We start from the raw sequence: 21,599 nt of genomic DNA, 5'->3' as shown, positions 1-21,599 counted from the left end.
TCACTCCTTATAGCATCATTTTTGCTTTCGTAAATACATGCTGTAATTCTTCCATTGATAAATTCTCTTTTTCTAAAGATGCAAATAGTTCTTTTAACTCCATATGACGCTTTTGATCCTCTAATGCCGCAATATCATATTCTAGCGGAACGTGTTTCACTGTTACATTCGCTTTTTCAAATAACTCTACGGCATATGGATGATTTTTATAATCCTGCGCATAATAAACCGCTGTAATACCACTTTGAATAATCGCCTTACAACATTGTAAACAAGGGAAATGCGTAACATAAATTTCCGCTTCCTCCGTTTTCACGCCAAACTTTGCACATTGTAATAAAGCATTCATTTCTGCATGAATTGTACGAACACAATGATTATCAATAACGTAGCATCCGTCATCTATACAATGTACGCCACCTTTAATTGAACCATTATATCCACCAGCAATAATTCGTTTATCACGAACGATTGTCGCGCCTACTGCAAGCCTTGTACATGTACTACGTAAAGATAGTAAATGGCTTTGCGTCATAAAATATTGATCCCATGAAATTCGTTCCATATTCTTCACCTACTTTTTTGTCTACTTGTAGTGTAGCGAATGAAGAAAAACTTCGTCAATCTTTTACGGAATAATAATTTGATCTTTTATTTTTTCCAAAGACTTCGCACCAATCCCATCAATTTCTAATAAATCTTCTATTTTTTGAAATGGACCATGCTCCTCTCGATATTTCAAAATACTTTCTGCTTTCCGAGAGCCGATACCTGTAATTTTTTCAAGTTGTTCTTTAGAAGCTGCATTTATTTGAACTTTCCCCTCTCCCTTTGAAACAGCAGTTTCTCCTTGCACTTGTTCGCTTTTATTCGGTACGTAAAGAATCATTTGGTCTTGTACCATTTGTGCTAAATTCACCTTCATCCTATCTGCCTCGGGCAAAAAACCACCTGCCTTTTCAATGGCATCCTTGACCCGGTCCCCTTCTTTCATTTCATACACTCCCTCTTTAACAACAGCCCCTTTCATATCAATTACAATTATTTTTTTCTGCTGCTTTGTATCCGATATTTTCGGTTTACTTTTTTTCTCTATCTCTTTCGCTTGAATATCCGTTGCAATGATTGATCGTTCTGTATGCCCGTTCATTTTCCAGAAAAAAAGAAAAAGTACAGTTCCAATAATAGCTACTAATCCTAACCATTTCTTTGGAAAATCCCACATCATTTTTCACCTCTAATCATAAATTTATAACATCATTCATATTGTTTAGGAGAAAGCTGTTACGAAGGAGGTATGAAACATTGAACATAGGAATTATAGGGACAGGGAACATGGGGAATATACTAATCGATGCATTTTTAGAAACCCGTGCTGTCAAACCTTCGTGCCTTACAATCATTAATCGAACGCCCGCCAAAGCATATCATATAAAGGAAAAACACCCTTCTGTTCATATAGCCAAAACTATTGATGAGGTAATCGAACGATCACATCTTATTTTTATTTGCGTAAAGCCGATAGATATATACCCGATCCTACAAAAATACGCTGAATATTTTTCTGATGAAAAGTGCTTAGTTTCTATCACCAGTCCAATATCTCCATCACAATTAGAGACACTTGTACCTTGCCACGTTGCCCGTATTATTCCAAGCATTACAAACCGTGCTCTGTCTGGCGCATCACTATTTACTTTTGGAAGTAAATGCTCTGAAGAGTGGCAACAAAAATTATTTCGCCTATTCAAAAATATTTCTACTCCCCTTGTAATAGAAGAAGATATAACGCGCGTTTCATCTGATATAGCAAGCTGCGGCCCTGCATTCTTTAGTTATTTATTACAATGTTTCATTAATGCTGCTGTAGATAAAACAAATATTACACATGAAGAGGCCACTACTTTAGTAAGTGAAATGGTCGTCGGAATGGGGAAATTACTTGAAAAAGGGATTTTCACATTACCTACTTTACAAGAAAAAGTATGTGTTAAAGGCGGCGTTACAGGAGAAGGTATTCGTGTTTTAGAAGAACATGTTGGGGATATGTTTCATAAATTAATCGAGCGGACACACGAGAAATTTGATGAAGATTTAAAATGCGTTGATCAGCAATTCAATAAACACACATAATAAATACGTCATCGTCATTCCAAATCCTTTTTATAAATACTTAGTTTTTCACATTACATTTTCACTTAAACTAGCATTTTCACACTTCACGTATATCATCTTCTTATTATGCTAGGGCAAAAATTACAGTTTCTTTACAAAACAAAAGCAACCTTCTCGGTTGCTTTTGTTTTACCACGCTATTTGCTGGCCAGTAAGATCCCCAAAGCAAAGAAGTTCAGTGGGGGATCAACTGCCCGTAAAAGCCCGATTGGTTCAACTAATAATCAACGGGGAGCTTCGCCCCCCGCTGATTAAAGTTTCACTTTATCCATTTTTCTTCGCCATGAAGAAAATACGCTCTGTTTGTTCTGTAACTTCAAGTCTCTCAAAGTCACCAGTTACGCGAAGCACTGTAAAACCAGCTGCTTCAAGCCATTTCGTTAACTCTTCAACCGGATATGCACGTTGCACGTGACATTCGTCAAAGCGATGGTACACATCTTCTTCTGGGTCTTGAACAAAGAATGTTAAATCATGTTCTACACTATTTGATTCTTCACCAGGGAAGCAATTCCAAATAAGAGATATTTCTTCTCCATTTACTGTGTATGTTTCATTTTGAAATACATGATGTATTTTATATAAAGAATGTACATCAAATAAAAACAAACCATCTTGACGTAAATGGTGAAACACTCTTCGAAATGTTTCTTGCACTCCATCTTCTTGCAATACATAATTTAATGAATCACAAAAGATCGTTACACAGTCAAACTCACCCGGAACATCAAGCTCTCGCATATCTTGTTGATAAAAAGGAATAAAATATCCTTCCCCGCCTAGTTTTTGCTGAGCAACTGCTAACATTTCTTCTGAAAGATCGACACCGATTACATCGTAACCCTTTTGTACAAGCGGAAGTGTTACATTACCAGTACCGCATGCTACATCAAGAATTTTCGCCTCTTTCATATCCGCTTGCTGTAGGCTTTCCTCTGTGAATTCTACCCATTTATCATAAGGGACATCATTCATCAGTTCGTCGTACAGCAATGCAAATTGTTCGTAATTCATTGGCCTAGCTCTTCTGTAATATCTTCACGTGGCACATCGCCCCATAGACGCTCTAAATTATAGTGATTACGCTCATCTTTATGGAATACATGAGCAACTACATCTCCAAGGTCAACTAATACCCAGCGCGCTTCGTCAAAACCTTCCATACGTTGTACGTCGATTTGGAACTCGTGTGCTTTTGCTTTAATTTCACGTGCAATTGCTTGCACTTGCTTATCCGAGTTACCGTGACAAATAATGAAATAATCTGCAATTGGTGAAATACCTTGCATATTTAGGACAACCATATCTTCTGCTCTCTTATCATCAGCTGCTTTTGCCGCTAATACTAATAAATCTTTATCGTTCATTTACTAATTTCCTCCTTGATAACTGCGTTGTATGTTTGGAATGTTAATGGATAAATCGTTTGATTTTTTTCCATTAAAAATTGAATTGTTCTCTTTAATGCAAATAATAAAGCTTGATTTATATCCGCATATGCGAGTTTACGAGCTTCCTCCACTCCTGGAAACTTTCGACCAGGCTCAATGTAATCAGCTACATAAATTACTTTATCTAACATCGTCATTTTCTCATGACCACTTGTATGATATGTAATAGCTTGCAGGATTTCAGGATCCGTAATGCCTACTTCTTTTTCTACTAAGTATGCCCCAACAGGTGCATGCCATAACTCTTTGTTATAACAAAGTAAATCTTTCGGCAAATCTTCACGTTTAATAATCTCTTCCATCTCTGGAATCGCTCTACACTTCGCATAATCATGGAATATAGCTGCAACTTCAGCCTTTTTTTCATCCACACCGTATAACTTAGCAAGTTCAATTGCTGTTTCCATTACACCAATTGTGTGTATATAACGTTTTTCATGCATTTGTTGTTTGACAATATGTAGTGCTTTCTCACGATTCATACAACCCATTCCTCTCAATATATACCTGTACTTTTTCAGGAAGTAAATATTTGCACGTTTTCTTCTCTTTATATCTCTCGCGTAATAAAGATGAAGAAACTGCAAACTCCGGAATTTCCACAGTGGTGATAGGATAAGGTGTATGCAATGTATAACCAGGTCTTGCAACCCCAACAAACGTTACAAGATCAAGCAACGCGTCAATGTTATACCACTTCGGTAAATACTCAACCATATCTCCACCAATAATAAAGTGAAACTGCACATCCGGATGCTTCTTCGTCAATTGTAGCATAGTGTCATACGTATAAGATGGGCCCTTCCTGCTTAGCTCTTCTAAACAAATAGAAAAATGTTCCTCTGCCTCAGTCGCAAGCTCTAACATTTGTAAGCGACTTTCTACACTTGTAATATTTCGCCCTTGTTTATGCGGCGGAATTTGGTTCGGTAAGAACCATACTTCTTCTAAATTCAAAGCATGATATACTTCATTTGCAATGAGCAAATGTCCATAATGTGGCGGATCAAATGTACCGCCAATGATGCCAATTTTCCTCAAAAGAACCGCCCCTTCCTTTTACGTATAGCAACTCTCTTCGGTTAGGAATGAAGAGAGTTGCTATTAATAAAAGTTCAATTGGTTTCGCCCTCTACATCATTACGCATCTGCGATAAAGTGAAACTTTAATCAGCCCTCACCAATCGGACTTTAATGGCCAGCCAGCCCCTCACCTAAATTCTTTGCTTTCGCTGAATTTTGAGGTGGGGGGTCTTACTGCCCATTAAAGCGTGATAAAAATAGCTCGTGATAATCTTTTTATCGAGGAAGCTTAATTTGTTTATTTTCTCTTGATTCTTTGTATAAAACGATTGTGCTTCCAATTACTTGAACGATTTCAGCACGTGCACCTTTTGCAAGTTCTTCTGCAACTTCACGGCGATCGAATTCACAGTTCTGTAGCACACTTACTTTAAATAGCTCACGAGCTTCTAAAGTATCTCCGATTTGTTTAATCATATTTTCATTTACTCCGCCTTTTCCTACTTGAAAAATTGGTGTTAAATGATGTGCTTGTGCACGTAAAAATCTTTTTTGTTTTCCTGTTAACATATATGTTAGCCTCCAAGCTTTCTTATAACTAATTGTTTCATTCGTTCGATATTTGGCGCGCGGCCTGTCCACATTTCAAACGCAAGTGCACCTTGATAAACAAACATATCAATACCATTTTGAATGGTTGCACCTTGCTCTTTCGCCTCACATAAAATTTTCGTTTCAAATGGGTTATAAATTATATCTGATACAATCGTCCCTTTTTTTAACGAAGAAATTTGTAATGGCGTATGTTCAACGCGTGGATGCATACCTATCGTTGTCGTCTGAATGATAATATCATAATTTCCTTGTTCTTCTGTTGCTTTTTCTAAAGATAAAGCAACAGAATGAACAGTAGCCGTACATGCAGCAATAAGTTCTTTCGCCTTATCCACTGTACGATTAGCTACATCAATCTCTTTCACACCTACATCGGCAAGAGAAAAATAAATCGCTCGACTAGCACCACCTGCGCCAAGCAATAAAATACGTTTCTCTTGAAGTGGTTCACTACTAATGGACTGCAATGCTCGGACAAAACCAATTCCATCTGTATTGTAGCCAATCAACTTTCCATCCTTATGAACCACTGTATTTACCGCACCAATTTGTTTTGCTAGCGGGTCAATCTCATCCAAATAATCCATAATCGCAACTTTGTGCGGAGTTGTTACATTAAATCCTGAAATACCTAATGCTTTTAAACCTCTTACTGCTTCCCCTAGCTCTTCCTCTTTAACAAGAAAGGCATGATAATGGGCATCCATATTCAAGTGTTCAAATGCATCGTTATGCATAACGGGTGATAATGAATGTCCAATTGGATTTCCGATTACACCATATAATTGTTTCATAAATCCCTCTCCATATTAAATTAAAGATTTACGCAATGAAACACTTACTCCTTTTGGTACGTGTGCAACAATTTTTGCTCCCGGTTCGTTCACAGTAACCCATCCTAATCCAGAGAATACAACATCCGTTTTTGGTTCACGAATATTAAACTCGTATTTCACTAGCTCCGGCATATTTTCTAATTCTTCTGGTGTTGGCGGGCTTAGTAAATCTCCAGCATGATTTTTATACAATTCATCTGCTTTCTCAAGCTTTGTACGATGGATTGTTAAACGATTTGAGAAGTGGCAAGTAAATGCGCGACGACCGCCACTTACATAATCAAAACGTGCCAGTCCACTAAAGAACAATGTTTGTTCTTCATTTAATTGGAACACCATTGGCTTAATTTCTTTTGTTGGTGTAATAAGCTTTAGGCTTTGTTTCCCAACATAATGAGCCATTTGGTGATGGTTAATAATACCTGGCGTATCATATAAAGAAGATTCTTCGTCTAACGGAATATCAATTAAATCAAGCGTTGTTCCTGGGAAATGAGATGTTGTAATTACATTTTCAGTCTCATCGCTAAACTCTTTAATCATACGATTAATAAATGTTGATTTCCCTACATTTGTACATCCAACAACGTAAACATCTTTTCCGCCGCGGTAATACTCAATCGCATCTGCCAGCTCAGCAATTCCCTGTCCCTTCGCTGCACTAATTAAAAAGACATCTTCTGGCTTTAATCCTAGCTGCTTTGCACTATAACGCATCCAATGCTTTACTTTATCATGTTTTACTGACTTAGGAATTAAATCAGCTTTATTTCCAACAAGTAATACTTTATTATTTCCTACGAAACGATGTAAGCCAGGTAACCAGCTACCATTAAAATCAAAAATATCTACAATCTTAACTACTAACGCATCTGATTTTCCAATTCCGTTTAGAATACGTAAGAAATCATCATCTGTTAATGATACATCTTGAATTTCGTTATAATGTTTCAAGCGAAAACAGCGTTGGCAAATTACTTGTTCTTTTTCTAAAGATGAGGCAGGAGCGTATCCTACTTCATTTTTATCTTCTGTTTGAATTTCTACACCGCAACCAATACATTTAATTGTTTCAGTCAAACTTTATTCCTCCCAGTTAATTAAACCTTTTTTCTTCATATTTCTCATAATTCTTCGTTCAATTTTTCGATTAAAGCGCGTTACTAATCCGTCCGTTTGTGCTACCGGTACAACTAAAATTGTATGAAGTCCTACTCGATTTCCACCTAAAACATCCGTTAGTAACTGATCCCCAATTACTACAACTTCATCTGGTTGCAATTGCATCTCTTGTATCGCACGCTTAAATGCACGAACAAATGGTTTACGCGCACTATGAATAAATGGAATGCCTAATGGATCAGCAAAGTCTTTCACTCGTTGCTCATTATTATTTGAAACGACCGTTACTTGAATGCCTTGCTCTTTCATTTTCAAAAACCATTCTTCAAGTTGTGGCGTTGCATTGGGACGATCCCATTCAATTAAAGTGTTATCTAAATCAGTAATAACACCTTTAATTCCACGCTTTTTCAAATCTTCTGGTTGAACATGATATACATTTTTCACATATTCATTTGGTAAAAATAGTTTCAATTTCTTTCACCTCTTTGAGGAGTTTTCATAAAAATTTTTCGACAACATATTTCGATATATGACCTGTGGATAAAATTGTACACATTTTCCACATTAATCTTTCAGTCAATTTGGAATTTACTAACAATCTATACACATTTTATCCACCTAGGTATGTGGATAACCACTCGTTTGTGACTGTCATATTTTTTTGGTACATTAAATGCAACAACGAATCAATCCTTATATTATTAGGAGGTGACTCACCTTGAAAACAAAACATATGGAACAGTTATCTACTGAGTTACTCACTGAGTCTTATTATAAAGCAAAAGAACTAAAATTAAATCCCGACTTCATTTTACTTATAAAACAAGAAATTATTAGACGCTCATTAGAGGACAAGCTTGTCAAATCGTCTTGATTACATATAAAGGGAAATTTTAATTAGCTAACTTGTAAAAAGAGCCATCCTGCGATGGCTCTCGAATAAACAAGTACTCCCATCTAGGGAATTTCATCATTAAGCATCTTTGTCCATAACTCTTGCTTACAGTTATAAAATCTTTTCTTTACTTTTGAGCCAATCGAGTAGCAATTTTTTCACCAAGGCGAAGCTCTTGTCCACTCTTCAATTCCTGCACTACTCTTATCATATCTTTTTCAAACAATAACACAACTGTTGAACCGAATGTAAAGTATGCCATTTCTTCACCTTTTTGAACAACGTCTCTTTCATGCAGCAGCTCAATACTATTTACAAACATAGCTCCTACTTTTACAAGTGCCATATGTTCACCGTCACTATTCACTTCTGTAACAGAGCGATAATTTTTTGACAACGGTTCTTTTCCGTATTCCATACCAGCTGCATTTACCGGATATGATTTTCTACCGAGTACAAATCTTTCAGTCACAGAACCAGAAAGCGGACTATGAATACGATGATAATGACTTGGGCTTAAATAAATAACCATGTATGTACCACCTGCATATCGCTGTGCACGGTCTTCATTACCTAGCATATCCACAATCGAATAACGCTTGCCTTTAATATCAAATGTTTTTGTGTCCTCAATAGGACCTTGATCAGCAAAAACACCATCAACAGGACTAACGATACTCGATGCATCTGTATCAATACTACGCTTTCCTTCTTTTAGCTTACGCGTAAATAATTCATGCAATGTTCTATATTCCTTCAAACCCTTTTCCATCTCATCTTGATTAATTTGAAAAACTTTCGCATACGATGGAATAATGATAGAGCTCAAACGAGATTGTGCAAATTTACGTAATATATAAGAAGTAAAACGACCATTTGTAAGTTCGATCATAAGTCGATATAATGTACGTCGCAAATTGCGAAACCTCCTAATCAGTCTATAACTTTAGCTTCCCCTTCTTTTCCTTCTATATCATATGTAAAATTGGTTCTTATTCCCACATATCATATAGAACCACCATATAATATATGCAGAAAACTAAGTATGGTATTATTCTTAAATTGTTTAGCACCCTCTAATATTACAGATAGAATCCGTCATTTTCAACAGTGAACATGTATTTCTTCTGAATAGAACTCTTTTTCTTTCCTTATTTCCAAAAAGAAAAGCAGCCCGTTTTAAAATACGGCTGCTTGCAATGTACATTATTCTTTCGCTTTTTTCTCTTTCTCTGCTCTTACAAATTCATGGAACATTTTCATTAAAGCACGCTTTTCAATTCTTGAAACGTAGCTTCTGGAAATACCAAGTGCCTTTGCAATCTCTCGTTGCGTTTTCTCCTTATCAAGCCCCAGTCCAAAACGCTTCACGATTACTTCTTTCTCCCGTTCGTCTAAAATATCGATATACTCTTTAATCTTTTCTAACTCCATACTAAGCTGAATCATATCAATTACATCTTCAGACTCTGATTTTAATATATCAATAAGCGATATTTCATTCCCCTCTTTATCTTGCCCGATCGGGTCATGAAGTGAAACGTCCTTTTTCGTTTTCTTTAGTACACGTAAATGCATCAAAATTTCATTTTCAATACAGCGTGCTGCATACGTCGCAAGTTTTGTACCTTTTCCTGCCGAATAGCTCTCGATTGCTTTAATAAGCCCGATTGTACCAATTGAAATTAAATCTTCTGCATCTTCCCCTGTGTTTTCAAACTTCTTAACGATATGAGCTACAAGCCGTAAATTATGTTCAATTAACAAATTCCTCGCTTGAGCATCACCTTGCTCCATTAACTCTAAGTACTTTCTCTCATCATCTGATGATAACGGCTGCGGAAACGCATTGTTCTTTACATAAGAAACAAAGACAAACACTTCTCGAACCATATATCCAATTGCGGCGAATAGACTCAAACCTTTCACCTCCGCCAAAATAGTGGTCTTTACTATGTGTATGTGGGCTTGAGGTTGTTTGTGTCTGTACGATATCATTCCAACATCTTTTTAAGCATAATTCTTGTCTCACAAAGGTTTGCTACGTATACTAAAACAACAGTTAGGAGGGTAAAATGTGAAACATTTTATTGCCTTCTTGTACATGAGTAGCTTGTAAGAGATGAACTCCTTGTACGCTCTTGCAAGCTGCTTGTACTACAAGGAGGGATTTACACATATGAAATTTGAAAGAACACGTGCTTATACGAGACACCAACGTCAACGTACGATGCGCCGAAAGATGAATATTGCAACACACGCATGGGGATATACTCCTGAAATTGCCGGTATTTTTGCGAAAGGAAAAGTCCACTGTTCTTGCGGAATGTGTACAACAAAGTGGCGAACAGACGGACCACCTGCTAGTGTACAGAAGTGGTTATACAAAATTGACACATACGAAAAATAATCGTTCTTTCTAAAAAAGGTCTTCGCTCGAAGACCTTTTTCCCTATTTAAAAGCTCATTCACTCCAAATTTTCTCCCCTGTGTTAGCATCAATATAACGCAGTTCTCGTCTACAATCGAAGGGTTCTTTATAATTTTCATCCGTTGTTTGTTTATACAGTAGTTCGTAGCCTGTTGCCTCTACATCGTTCTCTAAAAACCATTCTAAATGAACTCGCATGGCCCCTCTGTATATGTCTAACGCTTTTCCCTTTGTTACTTTTGGTGTTGTTTCGTATGTAAGTAATTCTTTTATAAAGTTGCTAGATTCTCCTGAGTAATGCATCACAGCACCATTCTCTGTATTGATATTGACCATAAATTGTTTACACTCTGCCGGAATACCATTCACATATACGGAAAAAGTAAATCTTTCAATCCCATCTTCTGCTGCTTCACGTTCTTCCCAAAGACGTAGATATTGTGTGACATCTAGAATAACTTGTTCCAAAAATTGAAGTGCTTTTTGTAAACATTCCTCTCTAGACAATATTTGCTTTACTTCTTTATCGTCTGTCCGTTTTATAAAACCAGTTAATTCATTAGTAGATTTATCAATCATAATGCAAACAAAATTATTATATTTTAACATCGGTAAATGCTTCTTAAAAAATTCATTCATTAAATATAGATTTTTTTCTTCTTTTTGTTTCTGTAATTCCTCTTTCGGAACAAATTTCATCCTTATTTCATAATCATCTTCCGTCTCAGCTACTTTTGTAAAACTTTCTTTATCCCAGTCAAGCAAATCGAATATATCATCTTGCTGGCTACCCTTTTCCATTATTTCAATAGCTACAGTTGGAGGCATTTTATAGTGATCTGGTCCAAATAAATCTTTCCCTGTACTTGCTTTAATAAACGCATGGCTAGGTTCTGGTTCATATACAAGATGGTACCCTTTTACTCTTTCTCCATTTTCATACTCACATGAAGAGTATGTTAAATCTACAAATACAAGTCTCATATCTTGTCTTGCTTTCAAATTTCCTAAAACGATATTCTCCTCAACAATTTCACTTGGCCATAACGGTTTTTTCTCTATCGCTTTTTGTCCATTATGATGGAAATTCACAACATTACCTGAAGGATGCATTTGCACGACACACCCTGTATTCGGCAATGGATAGCCATTCACTTCTTGCATATAATTTACTTCTTTCCAACCACGCCTTCCTTCCTTAACAGTTACATATGTATAAAACTCATATCCTTCTTTTGTATATTTTTTTAAGAATGCATTTGCAATCTCTCTTGCTTTATTCTCCTCTAGCGCTTCCTTATCACTCGAAAAATAATTTTCATCATCTATCCTAAACTCTATTAAATTACCAGTGTGTCTATTCAGCGTAATTTGTATCGTTCTCTCCTCATCCTCTTTATACTCCCACCATAATAGATGATACGGGTCATCCACGCCTTCTTGATCGTCTACTACAAGTCTATAATCATCTGGAATATTAATCATATGATACACTTGTTCTTTTCTCTCTTTATCTTTTTGATTCATCATACCGATCCCTTCATTACAATTTAAGGTAATTATAACAAACACAACCAAAAACAATATAAACAAAAAAGACTAGAGATATCTCTAGTCTTCTACTTTGTTTCACGATGTAACGTTACTCGCTTTAATCGTGGACAATATTTTTTTAGTTCGATGCGCTCTGGATCATTTCGTTTATTCTTTTTAGAAATATAATTACGATCACCGCACTCTGTACAAGCTAATGTAATATTTACACGCATATGTAATTCTCCTTTCTTTTAAAGATCGCAAACTAAATCGTAATTATTACGATTTATATGTTATATAACTTTATTCTATTTGTCAATTGCAAAAAAAGACAAAAAGCTGAAACAATTAGTTCATACGAAATTCACACGAATCTATTACTATAGGAATTGTACATAGTGAACTTATTAACAATCACGTTTATTTATATAAATTTTTAATCGAAAGGAGCTGAAATTATGAAAACTAAATATCGTTTTATGATCTCATCATTTGCTGCTTGCGCCTACATGATTTGGTGTTTAGTATAATAACAACCTCACTTGTAAATAGGAAAAGGTGTGTATATAAATGGAATATAATCAATCAACAGTTAACTACTGGAAAGCTTTTGTACTACCATATACATTTGCTTTAGAAGAGTTAAAGACTAAATTTGAAATTATGAACCGGGAAGCCCAATTTTTAGAGGATTACAACCCGTTTGAACATATAAAAACAAGATTAAAACAACCTGAAAGTATTATTAAAAAGCTTGAGCGTAAAAATTTATTACCGACAGTTGAAAATGCACAAACGCATTTACAAGACATCATCGGCATTCGTATTACATGTTGCTTCGTAGAAGATATCTATCATTTAAAAAATGTCATTCAAAAACGTGAAGATATGGAAATCATAGAAGTAAAAGATTATATTGCTAACCCAAAACAAAATGGCTATAAAAGTTTACACATGATTATTAAATATCCTTTATCACTAAATTCAGGTACAAAAGAAGTCTTTGCAGAGATTCAATTACGTACGCTAGCAATGGACTTCTGGGCGAGTTTAGAACATAAACTTTATTATAAATATGAAGGAAAAATACCTGAGTATTTAAAAGATGAATTACATGATGCAGCAATGAAAGCTGAAGATCTTGATAATAAAATGGCAACCATTCGCCAAGATATTGATGATATCGAAGCATGCTCAAATCAAATTATGTTACCACTATAAAGTGAAACTTTAATCAGCCCTCACCAATCGGGCGTTAACGGACAGCCAGACTCCCACCTAACTTCTTTGATCCAACTGAATTTTGAGGTGGGAGTTTTACTGTCCGTTAACGCGGGATAAAAAAGGTTCTCGCCAATGAGAACCTTTTTTATTTCACTATTTACAGGCCGAAAGACTCCCAGATTAAAGTTTCACTTTATTTCTTCCCTATCGTGCGAACCTCTTCAATTTTCCATCCATCCTCTTCTTTTCCAAGCGCATACTGTACTTTCTTCTGAAGAGTGACCTCTCCATCTATTTCCTTTTCCTTTGTTTCAACAACAACATACCCTGCTTTACTAGCTTTCATATCTATATGTTCCAATTCAATTTTCTTATTTCCTTTTTGAAAAGCTGCTTCTTTTTGTGTTTTTAAATCTTCAGCACTAGGCATTTTTTTGGAAAATAAGTCCATATGTTCAGCAAGATTTTTTTCGTTTGTCGTCCGTACAAATTTCTCCATCACATCTTGAATCAATTTTTCTTCTTCTTTCGTTATTTGTACCTTTTCCTCAGTTTTTGTAGTAGTAGATTTTTGTTCTATATGATCCTCCTTGGATTGACATCCAACTAGCCATAATACACCTATTAGAAGGGATCCTATTCCCATGAAAAAAGCCCTCATCTTCCCATCTCCTAAAAAGAAAAGTGAGGCATTTCGCCTCACTTTCATTTATAATTAGCGTCTTCCTTTATTCGGATCGCCACCGCCAACGATATCAAAGACACGTTTAGCGATATTTGTATTCTCTTGAACGCCAGAGAACAAGTATTTACCAGGTCCAAATGCATATACGTTTACATCTTCCCCTGTATGTCCACCTGTTGTCCATCCTGTAACTGAACGCTTATTGAAAATATCCTCAATCGCGTTATCAATCTTTGTTACATCTTTTGAAGGAGCAATATCATTTACCGCTTTAATTTCTTCTGGTGTTAATTGTAAATCAATATATTTTTTCAATGTTTCTTCTACATTTGCACCTTTTGCAATCTCGTTTGCCATGAAGTCCGGTGTGCGTTTTGCAGCTTTAATTGGATCTACTTTAAAGTTATACTCACCATTCGCACCTAAAGATAATCCACCAGTAGCGTGGTCTGCCGTTGCAACGACTAACGTATTTTTATCTTTTTTCGCAAACTCAATTGCTGCTTTAAATGCTTTTTCAAAGTCTTCCATTTCACTCATTGCACCAACGATATCATTATCGTGTCCAGCCCAGTCGATTTGACTTCCTTCAACCATTAAGAAGAAACCATTTTTATTTTTGTTCAAACGCTCAATTGCTGCATTTGTCATTTCTTCTAATGAAGGTGTTTTATCAGTGCGGTCAATCATTTTATCTAAACCGCCTGGCGCAAATAAACCTAGAATTTGATCGTTTTTATCATTTAACAATTGATTGCGATCCGTTACATAGCTATAACCAGATTTCTTAAATTCTTCTGTAAGATTGCGATCTTTTCTAACAAAGTTATTTACTCCGCCGCCAAGCATAACGTCTACTTTATGCTTCCCTTTAATTTTTTCATCAAAATAATCATTTGCAATTGCGTCCATATTTTTACGACTAATGTCATGCGCCCCGAAAGCAGCTGGTGTTGCATGTGTAATTTCAGAAGTAGCGACTAGTCCTGTTGATTTGCCTTTTTCTTTCGCTTGTTCAAGAACAGTTTTCACTTCTGCTTTATCATTATCAACCGCAATTGCCGCATTATATGTTTTAATTCCTGCTGACATAGCTGTTGCTGCTGATGCAGAGTCTGTGATATTTTCATGTTCATCTTCCGGATATGTCTTTTGTGTCCCTACAAGATGCTTATCAAACTCTGTAGATTCCATCTCGAATGTTTTCGGATTATCTTTCATATAACGATGAGCCGTCATGTATGAAGGACCCATACCATCTCCAATTAACACAATAACATTTTTAATCTTTGCATTGCTTCCGCTCTCATCTGCATTTACTTCACTAGAACGTGTAAAATTCCATGTTGCCACCGAAGTAACTGCTAACGACGCCACAACTGCAAATGGCCATGCTTTTTTCACAAACTTTTTCACTGTCTTGTCCCCCTAATTAGGTTATTCATTTCCCACTATCAAATTTAATAGAAGACTATTAAGAGAAAATTAGTTATATGTAAATTTTTTGTTAACTTATGTAAATATCAGTTATAATTTGTATAACTTTGTCTTTTCATATCAACCATCTTCCCCTTTACAATTAAAATATAAACAAGTTGGATTTCATGTAACGTAAATCTCTTATTTAACATTTTCAATCTACTTTCATCAAAATTAATAGAAATGTGGTGAGCATGTATGAAAATAATAAAGCTAGACGAAACTTTTATTTTTGATCTACTCGACCTTTGCAAATCTATTGGATGGTTACAAGAGAAAGCATTTATGAAAAAACAATTCGAAATGTATCTTTCTATTGGCACACTTATCGGTTATATGCATGAAAATAAACTGATTGCAGCTGGAGGAGTATTTCCATTTAAAAATAGTTTTTCTACTATCGGCATGTTAATCGTCCACCCTAATTTTCAAGGCCAAGGAATCGGACGTATGTTGCTTAATCGATGCTTAGCACACACTCATCCAAAACAACCAATTGCACTTATTGCAACAAAAGCTGGAGAACCTCTTTATACGTCATGCGGATTTCAAACAGTAACGACGATTCATCGTTTTGAGAAACAAACTACTAAAACACATATTACTCCTATGCAACAAGTGACAGAACAAGATCTTGAAACACTTATTTCTCTCGATCAAATTACAACTGGCACTAATCGTTCTTTCCTTTATTCATTGCTATTACCAAGAGCGAGCCGCTCTTTTAAAATAGAGAGGAATAACTGTATAGAAGCTTTTTCCTTATGTATACAAAAAGGTAATATATTATGCGTCAATCCACTTATCGCAAAGCAAGAGAAGGATGCTATTCAATTATTCAAGAAGATCTGTGAATGTTGGAATGGCACAGTAAGGATTGATGTCCCCCATTCACAATTTTTATTTCGTAAATTTCTTCAAACAGAACATTTCCAAGAAACGCTCCTTTCACCTCTTATGATAAAAAACGGTAGCCAACTTCCTGGAAATCGTAATATGCTATTTGCTATGATAGATACAGCGTTATGTTAGAAAGGGGACACCTAATTGAAGCGATTTAGCTATTTTATGGTAGGTTGTCTTACTCTTACACTATTAGTAGGATGTAGTGCAGCAGAAAAGCCAGTAGAACAAGTAAAACAAGTTAAAAATACACTTACAACGAAACTAGCTACAGAGGAAAAAATGGTAGAAATAGATGGTCAAACCATTTACTTTAAAAAGATCGGTAATGAAAAACCACCTTTACTTATGATTCATGGATTTGGAGGATCTTCAGATGGTTTTCAAAAGATTTATTCAGACTTAGCGAAAGATCATACAATTATTTCTGTAGATGCTTTAGGGTTCGGGCGCTCATCTAAGCCGATGGATTTTTATTATTCTTTCCCAGCCCATGCAAATTTGTATTATAAATTAATGAAAAAACTAGGTTATGATTCGTTTGCAATATTGGGACACTCAATGGGCGGAGAAATTTCTCTTAATTTAACGTATTTATATCCCGAAGCCGTTACTCACCTTATTTTAACTGATGCTACAGGCGGTCCGCATACACTCGTTAATAAACAAGGTTCACCAAAACCACAATTGTCGACCGATTTAAATGCCGTCTCTGCTATTGCAGATTACGATGAGAGCAAAGTGAAATTCAAACGTAATGATGAAGAGCACTACAATAAAATGAAATTATGGCCTAGACGTCTTCAAATCAATGCAAATGAATTGAATCAACCAACCTTAATTATATGGGGAAGAAATGATAGTAGCGTTTCTTGGAAAGAAGGAGAAACGTATCATCAATTCTTAAAAAATAGTACTTTTCATATTATCGAAAAAGGTTATCATGCACCATTTCGTCAAGAGCCACAAGAATTTGTAGGTTATGTAAAAGAATTCTTTAAGAACAATCCTATCAAAGTTGAAAAATAACATAAGCGGGTATCTCATTTTGAGATACCCGCTTTCATATATTAAGCAGCTTGCTTTTGGCGTTTTTGAGTTTTTGATCCTAATACTTTCGGAATAACGAAGCCATCTATTCCAAATTTACCAGCATTCATGCCAGAGACTAGAACGAATATTGATAGAATAGCCATTTCAGGGTTTACACCAATTGACCCACTAAACATATAGGAAAAGTTCATTACAAGACCGAAAAAGACCGCTGTTTTTGTTAAACAGCCTACAATTAAACCAATTCCAACTAAAATTTCTCCCCATGTTACAAGTGTATTAAATAGCTCAACGTTTGGAATTGCGAAATCTTGTAAAAATGATGCCCACCAAGATTGAACAGCCGGTTGTGCTCCTTTAGACTTTTCAATTGCCCCCTGTAAATAACCAGTTGCATCGAATCCTTTTCCTTGTAGTTTACCGATTCCAGCCATTAACCATGTGTAACCAAGATACACTCGAATTACTGCTAGCACAAAAGAAACTGCTTTGTTTTCTCTTAAAAATTGAATAACCATATCTTCCTCCTAAAGTTGTAATTAAGTTAGTTACAGATAATATAATAACATTAGTCACTTATTTTTTAAACGTTAATTATGAATAATTCGTGACATGTGTATGAAACATTAAAAACTAACGTTTATATAGTAACTTTTATTACCTGTAAAAACTTGAACATATCATACCATAAGTGATAATGGTTTTCATTGAAGAAAATGTAAAAAAAATGTGAGTTAAATGTGAAACACATTTATTCGAATATAAAATAAACGTGTTTCACACTACTTATATAATCGAAATGTATGTGTCTCTTTATCAATTAACCGTGCTTCTTCAAAAGCCTCTCCTAACGTTTTTTCATGGTTAATAAGCGCGTAAAATAAGCGTATTGTAAACATAAGTGCCGCATTCCCATCTACATAATCGATCGATCCAATATACGATTTCGCCCCACTACGTAAGAAAGATTCTGCTAGTTTTTGCTCCCCTAACGTACACCCACTATTTACAATATGTGTATTATGCAATTTTGCATATTTATAAATTTCTGCTGTACCAAAGTATCCCCTCGGTTCATCTTGTTCATATATATCTTCACCTAACTCTTCCATGACAAACTTTCCTTCCTCACCATGAAAGCAAAAAACAACATAATCGATATCATTATATAGACCCTTTCCAGAAAGAATATCTGTGAACTCTTTTGGTCTACCAATCCAGTATGTTATAACTTTTGCCCCAAAATATTCAAGCGATGCCCGGATTGATTGAGCCTCTAAATCAGAATTAAAACCAACTACTAGTGCAACATTCAATATACACCCTCCATCCTATCATTAGATTTCATCCATCAAACTTTCAAACGCTACATCCATTTCATATATACCCGTTTCTTGCAAAAAATCAGATCTAGTTAAAACGATTTTCTGTAAATATTGCCTATATGCTGTAATCGTCCCATCGTGAGATACAATGCAAATTCTTTCAGCTCCCAGTTCATAACACCAGAGAAGAAATTCATCTACTATTTGCCGAAAACGATTCTCTGAAATAGTATTTATACCTCCCGTCCATAACTGCTTATTTGTACTTTTCTCTATCGAAAAATGTGGAAATAAATTTGCTATCATTCCCTGATCTACTATGTGGTCACATGGTAATGTTTTCGCTCCTTCTCGATAAGGAAAAATACGTGGGGATACATATGGATGGACGACTTTTTGACAAGCTAGCTTCTCACTCCATATTGTCGCCGTTTGTAAAGTTCTAATTGCAGGACTGGCAACTAATATATCCGTTTCTTGCAATGGCACATTGTATTGAAGTAATTTAGCCTGATTCCTTCCTTCATCCGTTAATGATGGATGCAACACTTGTAAACTTCCCGGCAGATTTTTTGTATGTTCTCCTTCACCATGCCGAACAAAGACGAGTTTCATACCCATCCTCCTCTCTCTGAATTCCTTCAATATAATTTCTTCCCTATCTCATCCATTATTCCTGCTATATGGAAAACCGATATGTAAAAAAGATTTGACATAAATAATTGGAAAATATTACAATTATACATGTAAAATATTTTTTACACCGGGGAGGGAATCACAAATATGAAATGGCTAACTATCTTAATTGGAACGATTATATGGGCATATATAAATGGATTTTTTAGTAGTGATAAAACTGCTAACCCTTGGATTACAGATGATGAACGGGAAACAAAAATTAAACAGAAAGCAATTATTGCAAGCTGGTCTGGTGTTTTTATGTTTTGTACCATTAACCTTTTAAACAAATGGTTAGGTGTAGGAACAAACGATACATCGCCTTACTTACCACCTTCTGTCGCAACTATTTTAAAAGAAAATGTTGAGTTACAAATTTTATTTATGCTATTTATTACGTATGGAATATTTTATATATATTATCGAAGAAAACTAAGTGCTTAACTTTTATCTCATGATTATCCTCCTAAATGGTTATAGTAATTAGGACAAAATGAAAGGAGCGATATAAAAATGAGTAACTCGAATGATTTTTTAGATACACTGCATGAAAAACAAGCAAAAGATGAACAGAATAGAAAGCATCAGGGAAACGGCAACCCAGCGAAAAAAAAGCCAAATAAAACACATAAATAACAATAAAAAACGTGCCTAAAAGTATCTTGTAGGCACGCTTTTTTATTCTTCTTTCACCGAGATAACATTTTCCCAGTTCCACTTCTCATAATACCACTCTGGTACATCTATATTTTCAATCCACTTCTTTTCTTGCTTTCCATCACTATTTGCAACCCATACATTGGCCTTATTACGGTCTGAACGTATCCATATTAATTGATTGCTCTTCTTCATAAAAATCGGATGATAATCACCTTGCTTATGAGGTGGCTTTGTAATTTGATGTCGTTTATCGCTTGTACGATCAATCTCATATAAAGATGGCAGTGGTCTTTTTTCCGGCGGAGTTTCTATTCCTGCCTCTTTTGCCCTTGAAACGATAATTACTCTATTGTTCTTCCATGCAAAATCCCAATCAACATAACCTTTCGGCGTAAATGTGTTCTGCTGAAGCACTGGCAGTTCTTTTACTTTTAAGTGTTTATTCTCTAACGCAACTCTTCCGCTTCCTTCAATATAAGCTAATATATTGCTAGATGGCGCCCATTTGAACCATTGTGTGTTTAATAACATTTGATCTACTTTTTCAAACCGACTGCCATCTGCTCGAACTAAGCAAAGTGTATTACTATCTGCTGACCATGAAGCTGTTGGTACCGCTAAAAAGGAAATCCACTTTCGATCCGGTGACCACTCAAACCCACTTGCAACTAGTGCTAAAAAATCATCATGTTCATTTGGCAATGCATACAAATGCTTCATTTTGTGAGGATTCATATGTGCATCTTTTTGCACTTCATATAGCTGCGCTCCTGTCCATCCAGTTGGAAGTAAGTGTGCTTCAGAAGATACAAGAAACTTCTTTCCATCAGGGTACCATGCATAATCACCTACACCAGCTGATACATTTTCAAAATCAGCATTCTTTTTTTGAACATCAAACGTATGTAATGTATTCGCAAATACAAATGCAATCGTATTGTCTGTCGGTGACCATTGATAATTTGATACTTCAGATTGAAATGGGCTAACTTTCTTTCCATCTTCCAGTCGGTACATTTCCAATGTGTTTTGCTTCTTTCCTTTAGCATAGGCAATCCACTTTCCATCATGAGACCACTTCGGCCCTGTTATGTACTCTCCTTTTGTTATTTGTTTTTCTTTTCCCTCAATTTTAACCCAAAGGTCATGATGACGAATAAAGGCAACTTTCGCCCCATTATGTTCCGCACTAGCAATCAAAATTGAAGATAAAAAAATAAACAATCCCACACTACTACTCACAATAATTTTTTTCATACGTTCCTCCATTTTTCTTATAGCATTCCTCATATGCCACTTACTATATGCGACTCCCGCTCCGTATTAAATGCACAATAGTTGTGCATTTATCCCCATTAAGGCTGGGCTTCCCTCGCTGAATATTAACCATTCGACATAATCCCCAAAAATTTCCCAAGAAATTTTTAATTCAAAGAGGATTGGTATGAATTATGTCGAAAGTATAGTTTAGCCAACATTCGTTTTTATATTTCACAACAAAATTG

At 35.5% G+C, this 21,599-nt stretch carries 28 protein-coding genes; 8 read left to right on the top strand and 20 right to left on the bottom strand.

Going from position 1 to position 21,599, the window contains the following annotated elements:
- Window positions 1-7 precede the first annotated feature (7 nt).
- A complete protein-coding gene (locus AC3WTI_RS17160; RefSeq protein ID WP_000439783.1) occupies window positions 8-565 on the bottom strand; it encodes a ComE operon protein 2 in 558 nt (185 codons plus the stop codon).
- 63 nt (window positions 566-628) lie between these two features.
- Window positions 629-1,228, bottom strand: coding sequence for a helix-hairpin-helix domain-containing protein (locus AC3WTI_RS17155; protein WP_087956987.1), 600 nt, complete (start codon window positions 1,226-1,228; stop codon window positions 629-631).
- Between the two features lie 77 nt (window positions 1,229-1,305).
- Between AC3WTI_RS17155 and comER the strand changes: the two genes are divergently transcribed.
- A complete protein-coding gene (comER, locus tag AC3WTI_RS17150; RefSeq protein WP_048531262.1) occupies window positions 1,306-2,133 on the top strand; it encodes a late competence protein ComER in 828 nt (275 codons plus the stop codon).
- Between the two features lie 306 nt (window positions 2,134-2,439).
- On the opposite strand, the gene AC3WTI_RS17145 is transcribed toward comER, so the two are convergent.
- From AC3WTI_RS17145 to AC3WTI_RS17110, 8 genes are all read right to left on the bottom strand, one after another.
- A complete protein-coding gene (locus tag AC3WTI_RS17145) occupies window positions 2,440-3,189 on the bottom strand; it encodes a class I SAM-dependent DNA methyltransferase (RefSeq protein ID WP_048531264.1) in 750 nt (249 codons plus the stop codon).
- Window positions 3,186-3,542 carry a ribosome silencing factor gene (rsfS, locus tag AC3WTI_RS17140; protein ID WP_048531266.1) on the bottom strand — a complete coding sequence of 119 codons (357 nt, stop codon included), beginning with the start codon at window positions 3,540-3,542 and terminating at the stop codon, window positions 3,186-3,188. The genes AC3WTI_RS17145 and rsfS overlap by 4 nt, the downstream gene beginning before the upstream one ends.
- Window positions 3,539-4,108 (bottom strand): bis(5'-nucleosyl)-tetraphosphatase (symmetrical) YqeK, encoded by a 570-nt coding sequence (yqeK, locus tag AC3WTI_RS17135; RefSeq protein WP_087956988.1) that lies wholly within the window; start codon window positions 4,106-4,108, stop codon window positions 3,539-3,541. The genes rsfS and yqeK overlap by 4 nt, the downstream gene beginning before the upstream one ends.
- Window positions 4,098-4,667 carry a nicotinate-nucleotide adenylyltransferase gene (gene nadD, locus AC3WTI_RS17130; protein ID WP_048531269.1) on the bottom strand — a complete coding sequence of 190 codons (570 nt, stop codon included), beginning with the start codon at window positions 4,665-4,667 and terminating at the stop codon, window positions 4,098-4,100. The genes yqeK and nadD overlap by 11 nt, the downstream gene beginning before the upstream one ends.
- Before the next feature lie 258 nt (window positions 4,668-4,925).
- Window positions 4,926-5,219, bottom strand: coding sequence for a ribosome assembly RNA-binding protein YhbY (gene yhbY, locus AC3WTI_RS17125; protein ID WP_087956989.1), 294 nt, complete (start codon window positions 5,217-5,219; stop codon window positions 4,926-4,928).
- A 5-nt stretch (window positions 5,220-5,224) separates the two neighbouring features.
- The gene (aroE, locus tag AC3WTI_RS17120) at window positions 5,225-6,058 is read right to left on the bottom strand and encodes a shikimate dehydrogenase (protein ID WP_087956990.1); all 834 of its coding nucleotides are present in this window, start codon (window positions 6,056-6,058) and stop codon (window positions 5,225-5,227) included.
- A 15-nt stretch (window positions 6,059-6,073) separates the two neighbouring features.
- A complete protein-coding gene (gene yqeH / locus AC3WTI_RS17115; RefSeq protein WP_000140795.1) occupies window positions 6,074-7,180 on the bottom strand; it encodes a ribosome biogenesis GTPase YqeH in 1,107 nt (368 codons plus the stop codon).
- A gap of 3 nt (window positions 7,181-7,183) precedes the next feature.
- Complete coding sequence (locus tag AC3WTI_RS17110) at window positions 7,184-7,696, bottom strand: YqeG family HAD IIIA-type phosphatase (RefSeq protein ID WP_000765309.1); 513 nt, start codon at window positions 7,694-7,696, stop codon at window positions 7,184-7,186.
- A 247-nt stretch (window positions 7,697-7,943) separates the two neighbouring features.
- On the opposite strand from AC3WTI_RS17110, the gene AC3WTI_RS17105 reads away from it, so the two are divergent.
- Complete coding sequence (locus AC3WTI_RS17105) at window positions 7,944-8,099, top strand: sporulation histidine kinase inhibitor Sda (protein ID WP_000850094.1); 156 nt, start codon at window positions 7,944-7,946, stop codon at window positions 8,097-8,099.
- 148 nt (window positions 8,100-8,247) lie between these two features.
- Here AC3WTI_RS17105 and AC3WTI_RS17100 read toward each other — a convergent pair whose 3' ends face one another.
- Both AC3WTI_RS17100 and sigK read right to left on the bottom strand, forming a co-directional pair.
- Window positions 8,248-9,036 (bottom strand): phosphatidylserine decarboxylase, encoded by a 789-nt coding sequence (locus AC3WTI_RS17100; RefSeq protein WP_087956991.1) that lies wholly within the window; start codon window positions 9,034-9,036, stop codon window positions 8,248-8,250.
- Window positions 9,037-9,326: 290 nt separating this feature from the next.
- A complete protein-coding gene (gene sigK, locus AC3WTI_RS17095) occupies window positions 9,327-10,040 on the bottom strand; it encodes an RNA polymerase sporulation sigma factor SigK (protein ID WP_000051382.1) in 714 nt (237 codons plus the stop codon).
- 259 nt (window positions 10,041-10,299) lie between these two features.
- On the opposite strand from sigK, the gene AC3WTI_RS17090 reads away from it, so the two are divergent.
- Entirely contained in the window at window positions 10,300-10,530 is a 231-nt protein-coding gene (locus tag AC3WTI_RS17090) for a hypothetical protein (protein WP_087956992.1), read from the top strand.
- Between the two features lie 54 nt (window positions 10,531-10,584).
- Here the strand turns inward: AC3WTI_RS17090 and AC3WTI_RS17085 are convergent, their stop codons facing one another.
- Together AC3WTI_RS17085 and rpmG are read right to left on the bottom strand one after the other, a co-directional pair.
- The gene (locus tag AC3WTI_RS17085; protein ID WP_087956993.1) at window positions 10,585-12,078 is read right to left on the bottom strand and encodes a YcdB/YcdC domain-containing protein; all 1,494 of its coding nucleotides are present in this window, start codon (window positions 12,076-12,078) and stop codon (window positions 10,585-10,587) included.
- A gap of 92 nt (window positions 12,079-12,170) precedes the next feature.
- Window positions 12,171-12,320 carry a 50S ribosomal protein L33 gene (gene rpmG / locus AC3WTI_RS17080; protein WP_087956994.1) on the bottom strand — a complete coding sequence of 50 codons (150 nt, stop codon included), beginning with the start codon at window positions 12,318-12,320 and terminating at the stop codon, window positions 12,171-12,173.
- Between the two features lie 337 nt (window positions 12,321-12,657).
- Between rpmG and AC3WTI_RS17075 the strand changes: the two genes are divergently transcribed.
- Entirely contained in the window at window positions 12,658-13,308 is a 651-nt protein-coding gene (locus AC3WTI_RS17075) for a GTP pyrophosphokinase (RefSeq protein WP_000456225.1), read from the top strand.
- Window positions 13,309-13,504: 196 nt separating this feature from the next.
- Here AC3WTI_RS17075 and AC3WTI_RS17070 read toward each other — a convergent pair whose 3' ends face one another.
- A complete protein-coding gene (locus AC3WTI_RS17070; RefSeq protein ID WP_087956995.1) occupies window positions 13,505-13,972 on the bottom strand; it encodes a hypothetical protein in 468 nt (155 codons plus the stop codon).
- 54 nt (window positions 13,973-14,026) lie between these two features.
- Complete coding sequence (locus tag AC3WTI_RS17065) at window positions 14,027-15,412, bottom strand: alkaline phosphatase (protein WP_000714923.1); 1,386 nt, start codon at window positions 15,410-15,412, stop codon at window positions 14,027-14,029.
- 261 nt (window positions 15,413-15,673) lie between these two features.
- Between AC3WTI_RS17065 and AC3WTI_RS17060 the strand changes: the two genes are divergently transcribed.
- Complete coding sequence (locus AC3WTI_RS17060) at window positions 15,674-16,507, top strand: GNAT family N-acetyltransferase (protein ID WP_087956997.1); 834 nt, start codon at window positions 15,674-15,676, stop codon at window positions 16,505-16,507.
- Window positions 16,508-16,522: 15 nt separating this feature from the next.
- Window positions 16,523-17,407, top strand: a complete 885-nt coding sequence (locus AC3WTI_RS17055; protein WP_087956998.1) for an alpha/beta fold hydrolase — start codon at window positions 16,523-16,525, stop codon at window positions 17,405-17,407.
- Window positions 17,408-17,448: 41 nt separating this feature from the next.
- Here AC3WTI_RS17055 and AC3WTI_RS17050 read toward each other — a convergent pair whose 3' ends face one another.
- The 3 genes from AC3WTI_RS17050 to AC3WTI_RS17040 all read right to left on the bottom strand — a co-directional run bounded on the left by AC3WTI_RS17050 (window position 17,449) and on the right by AC3WTI_RS17040 (window position 19,371).
- Window positions 17,449-17,949 (bottom strand): DoxX family protein, encoded by a 501-nt coding sequence (locus AC3WTI_RS17050; protein WP_087956999.1) that lies wholly within the window; start codon window positions 17,947-17,949, stop codon window positions 17,449-17,451.
- Window positions 17,950-18,213: 264 nt separating this feature from the next.
- A complete protein-coding gene (locus AC3WTI_RS17045; RefSeq protein WP_087957000.1) occupies window positions 18,214-18,750 on the bottom strand; it encodes a delta-aminolevulinic acid dehydratase in 537 nt (178 codons plus the stop codon).
- An 18-nt stretch (window positions 18,751-18,768) separates the two neighbouring features.
- Window positions 18,769-19,371 carry a phosphoglycerate mutase family protein gene (locus tag AC3WTI_RS17040; protein WP_087957001.1) on the bottom strand — a complete coding sequence of 201 codons (603 nt, stop codon included), beginning with the start codon at window positions 19,369-19,371 and terminating at the stop codon, window positions 18,769-18,771.
- A gap of 168 nt (window positions 19,372-19,539) precedes the next feature.
- Here AC3WTI_RS17040 and AC3WTI_RS17035 point away from each other — a divergent pair, with 168 nt between their 5' ends.
- Window positions 19,540-19,878 carry a phosphoglycerate mutase gene (locus tag AC3WTI_RS17035; RefSeq protein ID WP_087957002.1) on the top strand — a complete coding sequence of 113 codons (339 nt, stop codon included), beginning with the start codon at window positions 19,540-19,542 and terminating at the stop codon, window positions 19,876-19,878.
- Between the two features lie 69 nt (window positions 19,879-19,947).
- Window positions 19,948-20,070, top strand: a complete 123-nt coding sequence (locus AC3WTI_RS17030; RefSeq protein WP_002173541.1) for a DUF4023 domain-containing protein — start codon at window positions 19,948-19,950, stop codon at window positions 20,068-20,070.
- Window positions 20,071-20,112: 42 nt separating this feature from the next.
- On the opposite strand, the gene AC3WTI_RS17025 is transcribed toward AC3WTI_RS17030, so the two are convergent.
- Complete coding sequence (locus AC3WTI_RS17025) at window positions 20,113-21,351, bottom strand: eIF2A-related protein (RefSeq protein ID WP_097841218.1); 1,239 nt, start codon at window positions 21,349-21,351, stop codon at window positions 20,113-20,115.
- Window positions 21,352-21,599: the final 248 nt, after the last annotated feature.

Source organism: Bacillus sp. EB106-02-03-XG38, from assembly GCF_058792175.1.
Note: the sequence above shows the minus strand (reverse complement) of the source record. Positions and strands in the feature narration are given on the sequence as shown.

Bases quoted from the DNA above. Each gene is read 5' to 3' on its own strand.
- AC3WTI_RS17145 (WP_048531264.1), bottom strand. From the start codon at position 3,189: ATGAATTACGAACAATTTGCATTGCTGTACGACGAACTGATGAATGAT.
- AC3WTI_RS17060 (WP_087956997.1), top strand. From the start codon at position 15,674: ATGAAAATAATAAAGCTAGACGAAACTTTTATTTTTGATCTACTCGAC.
- AC3WTI_RS17155 (WP_087956987.1), bottom strand. From the start codon at position 1,228: ATGATGTGGGATTTTCCAAAGAAATGGTTAGGATTAGTAGCTATTATT.
- AC3WTI_RS17035 (WP_087957002.1), top strand. From the start codon at position 19,540: ATGAAATGGCTAACTATCTTAATTGGAACGATTATATGGGCATATATA.
- aroE (WP_087956990.1), bottom strand. From the start codon at position 6,058: ATGAAACAATTATATGGTGTAATCGGAAATCCAATTGGACATTCATTA.
- rsfS (WP_048531266.1), bottom strand. From the start codon at position 3,542: ATGAACGATAAAGATTTATTAGTATTAGCGGCAAAAGCAGCTGATGAT.
- AC3WTI_RS17070 (WP_087956995.1), bottom strand. From the start codon at position 13,972: ATGAGGGCTTTTTTCATGGGAATAGGATCCCTTCTAATAGGTGTATTA.
- yhbY (WP_087956989.1), bottom strand. From the start codon at position 5,219: ATGTTAACAGGAAAACAAAAAAGATTTTTACGTGCACAAGCACATCAT.
- AC3WTI_RS17090 (WP_087956992.1), top strand. From the start codon at position 10,300: ATGAAATTTGAAAGAACACGTGCTTATACGAGACACCAACGTCAACGT.
- AC3WTI_RS17075 (WP_000456225.1), top strand. From the start codon at position 12,658: ATGGAATATAATCAATCAACAGTTAACTACTGGAAAGCTTTTGTACTA.
- AC3WTI_RS17030 (WP_002173541.1), top strand. From the start codon at position 19,948: ATGAGTAACTCGAATGATTTTTTAGATACACTGCATGAAAAACAAGCA.
- AC3WTI_RS17160 (WP_000439783.1), bottom strand. From the start codon at position 565: ATGGAACGAATTTCATGGGATCAATATTTTATGACGCAAAGCCATTTA.
- AC3WTI_RS17050 (WP_087956999.1), bottom strand. From the start codon at position 17,949: ATGGTTATTCAATTTTTAAGAGAAAACAAAGCAGTTTCTTTTGTGCTA.
- rpmG (WP_087956994.1), bottom strand. From the start codon at position 12,320: ATGCGTGTAAATATTACATTAGCTTGTACAGAGTGCGGTGATCGTAAT.
- AC3WTI_RS17085 (WP_087956993.1), bottom strand. From the start codon at position 12,078: ATGAATCAAAAAGATAAAGAGAGAAAAGAACAAGTGTATCATATGATT.
- AC3WTI_RS17025 (WP_097841218.1), bottom strand. From the start codon at position 21,351: ATGAAAAAAATTATTGTGAGTAGTAGTGTGGGATTGTTTATTTTTTTA.
- AC3WTI_RS17040 (WP_087957001.1), bottom strand. From the start codon at position 19,371: ATGAAACTCGTCTTTGTTCGGCATGGTGAAGGAGAACATACAAAAAAT.
- yqeK (WP_087956988.1), bottom strand. From the start codon at position 4,108: ATGAATCGTGAGAAAGCACTACATATTGTCAAACAACAAATGCATGAA.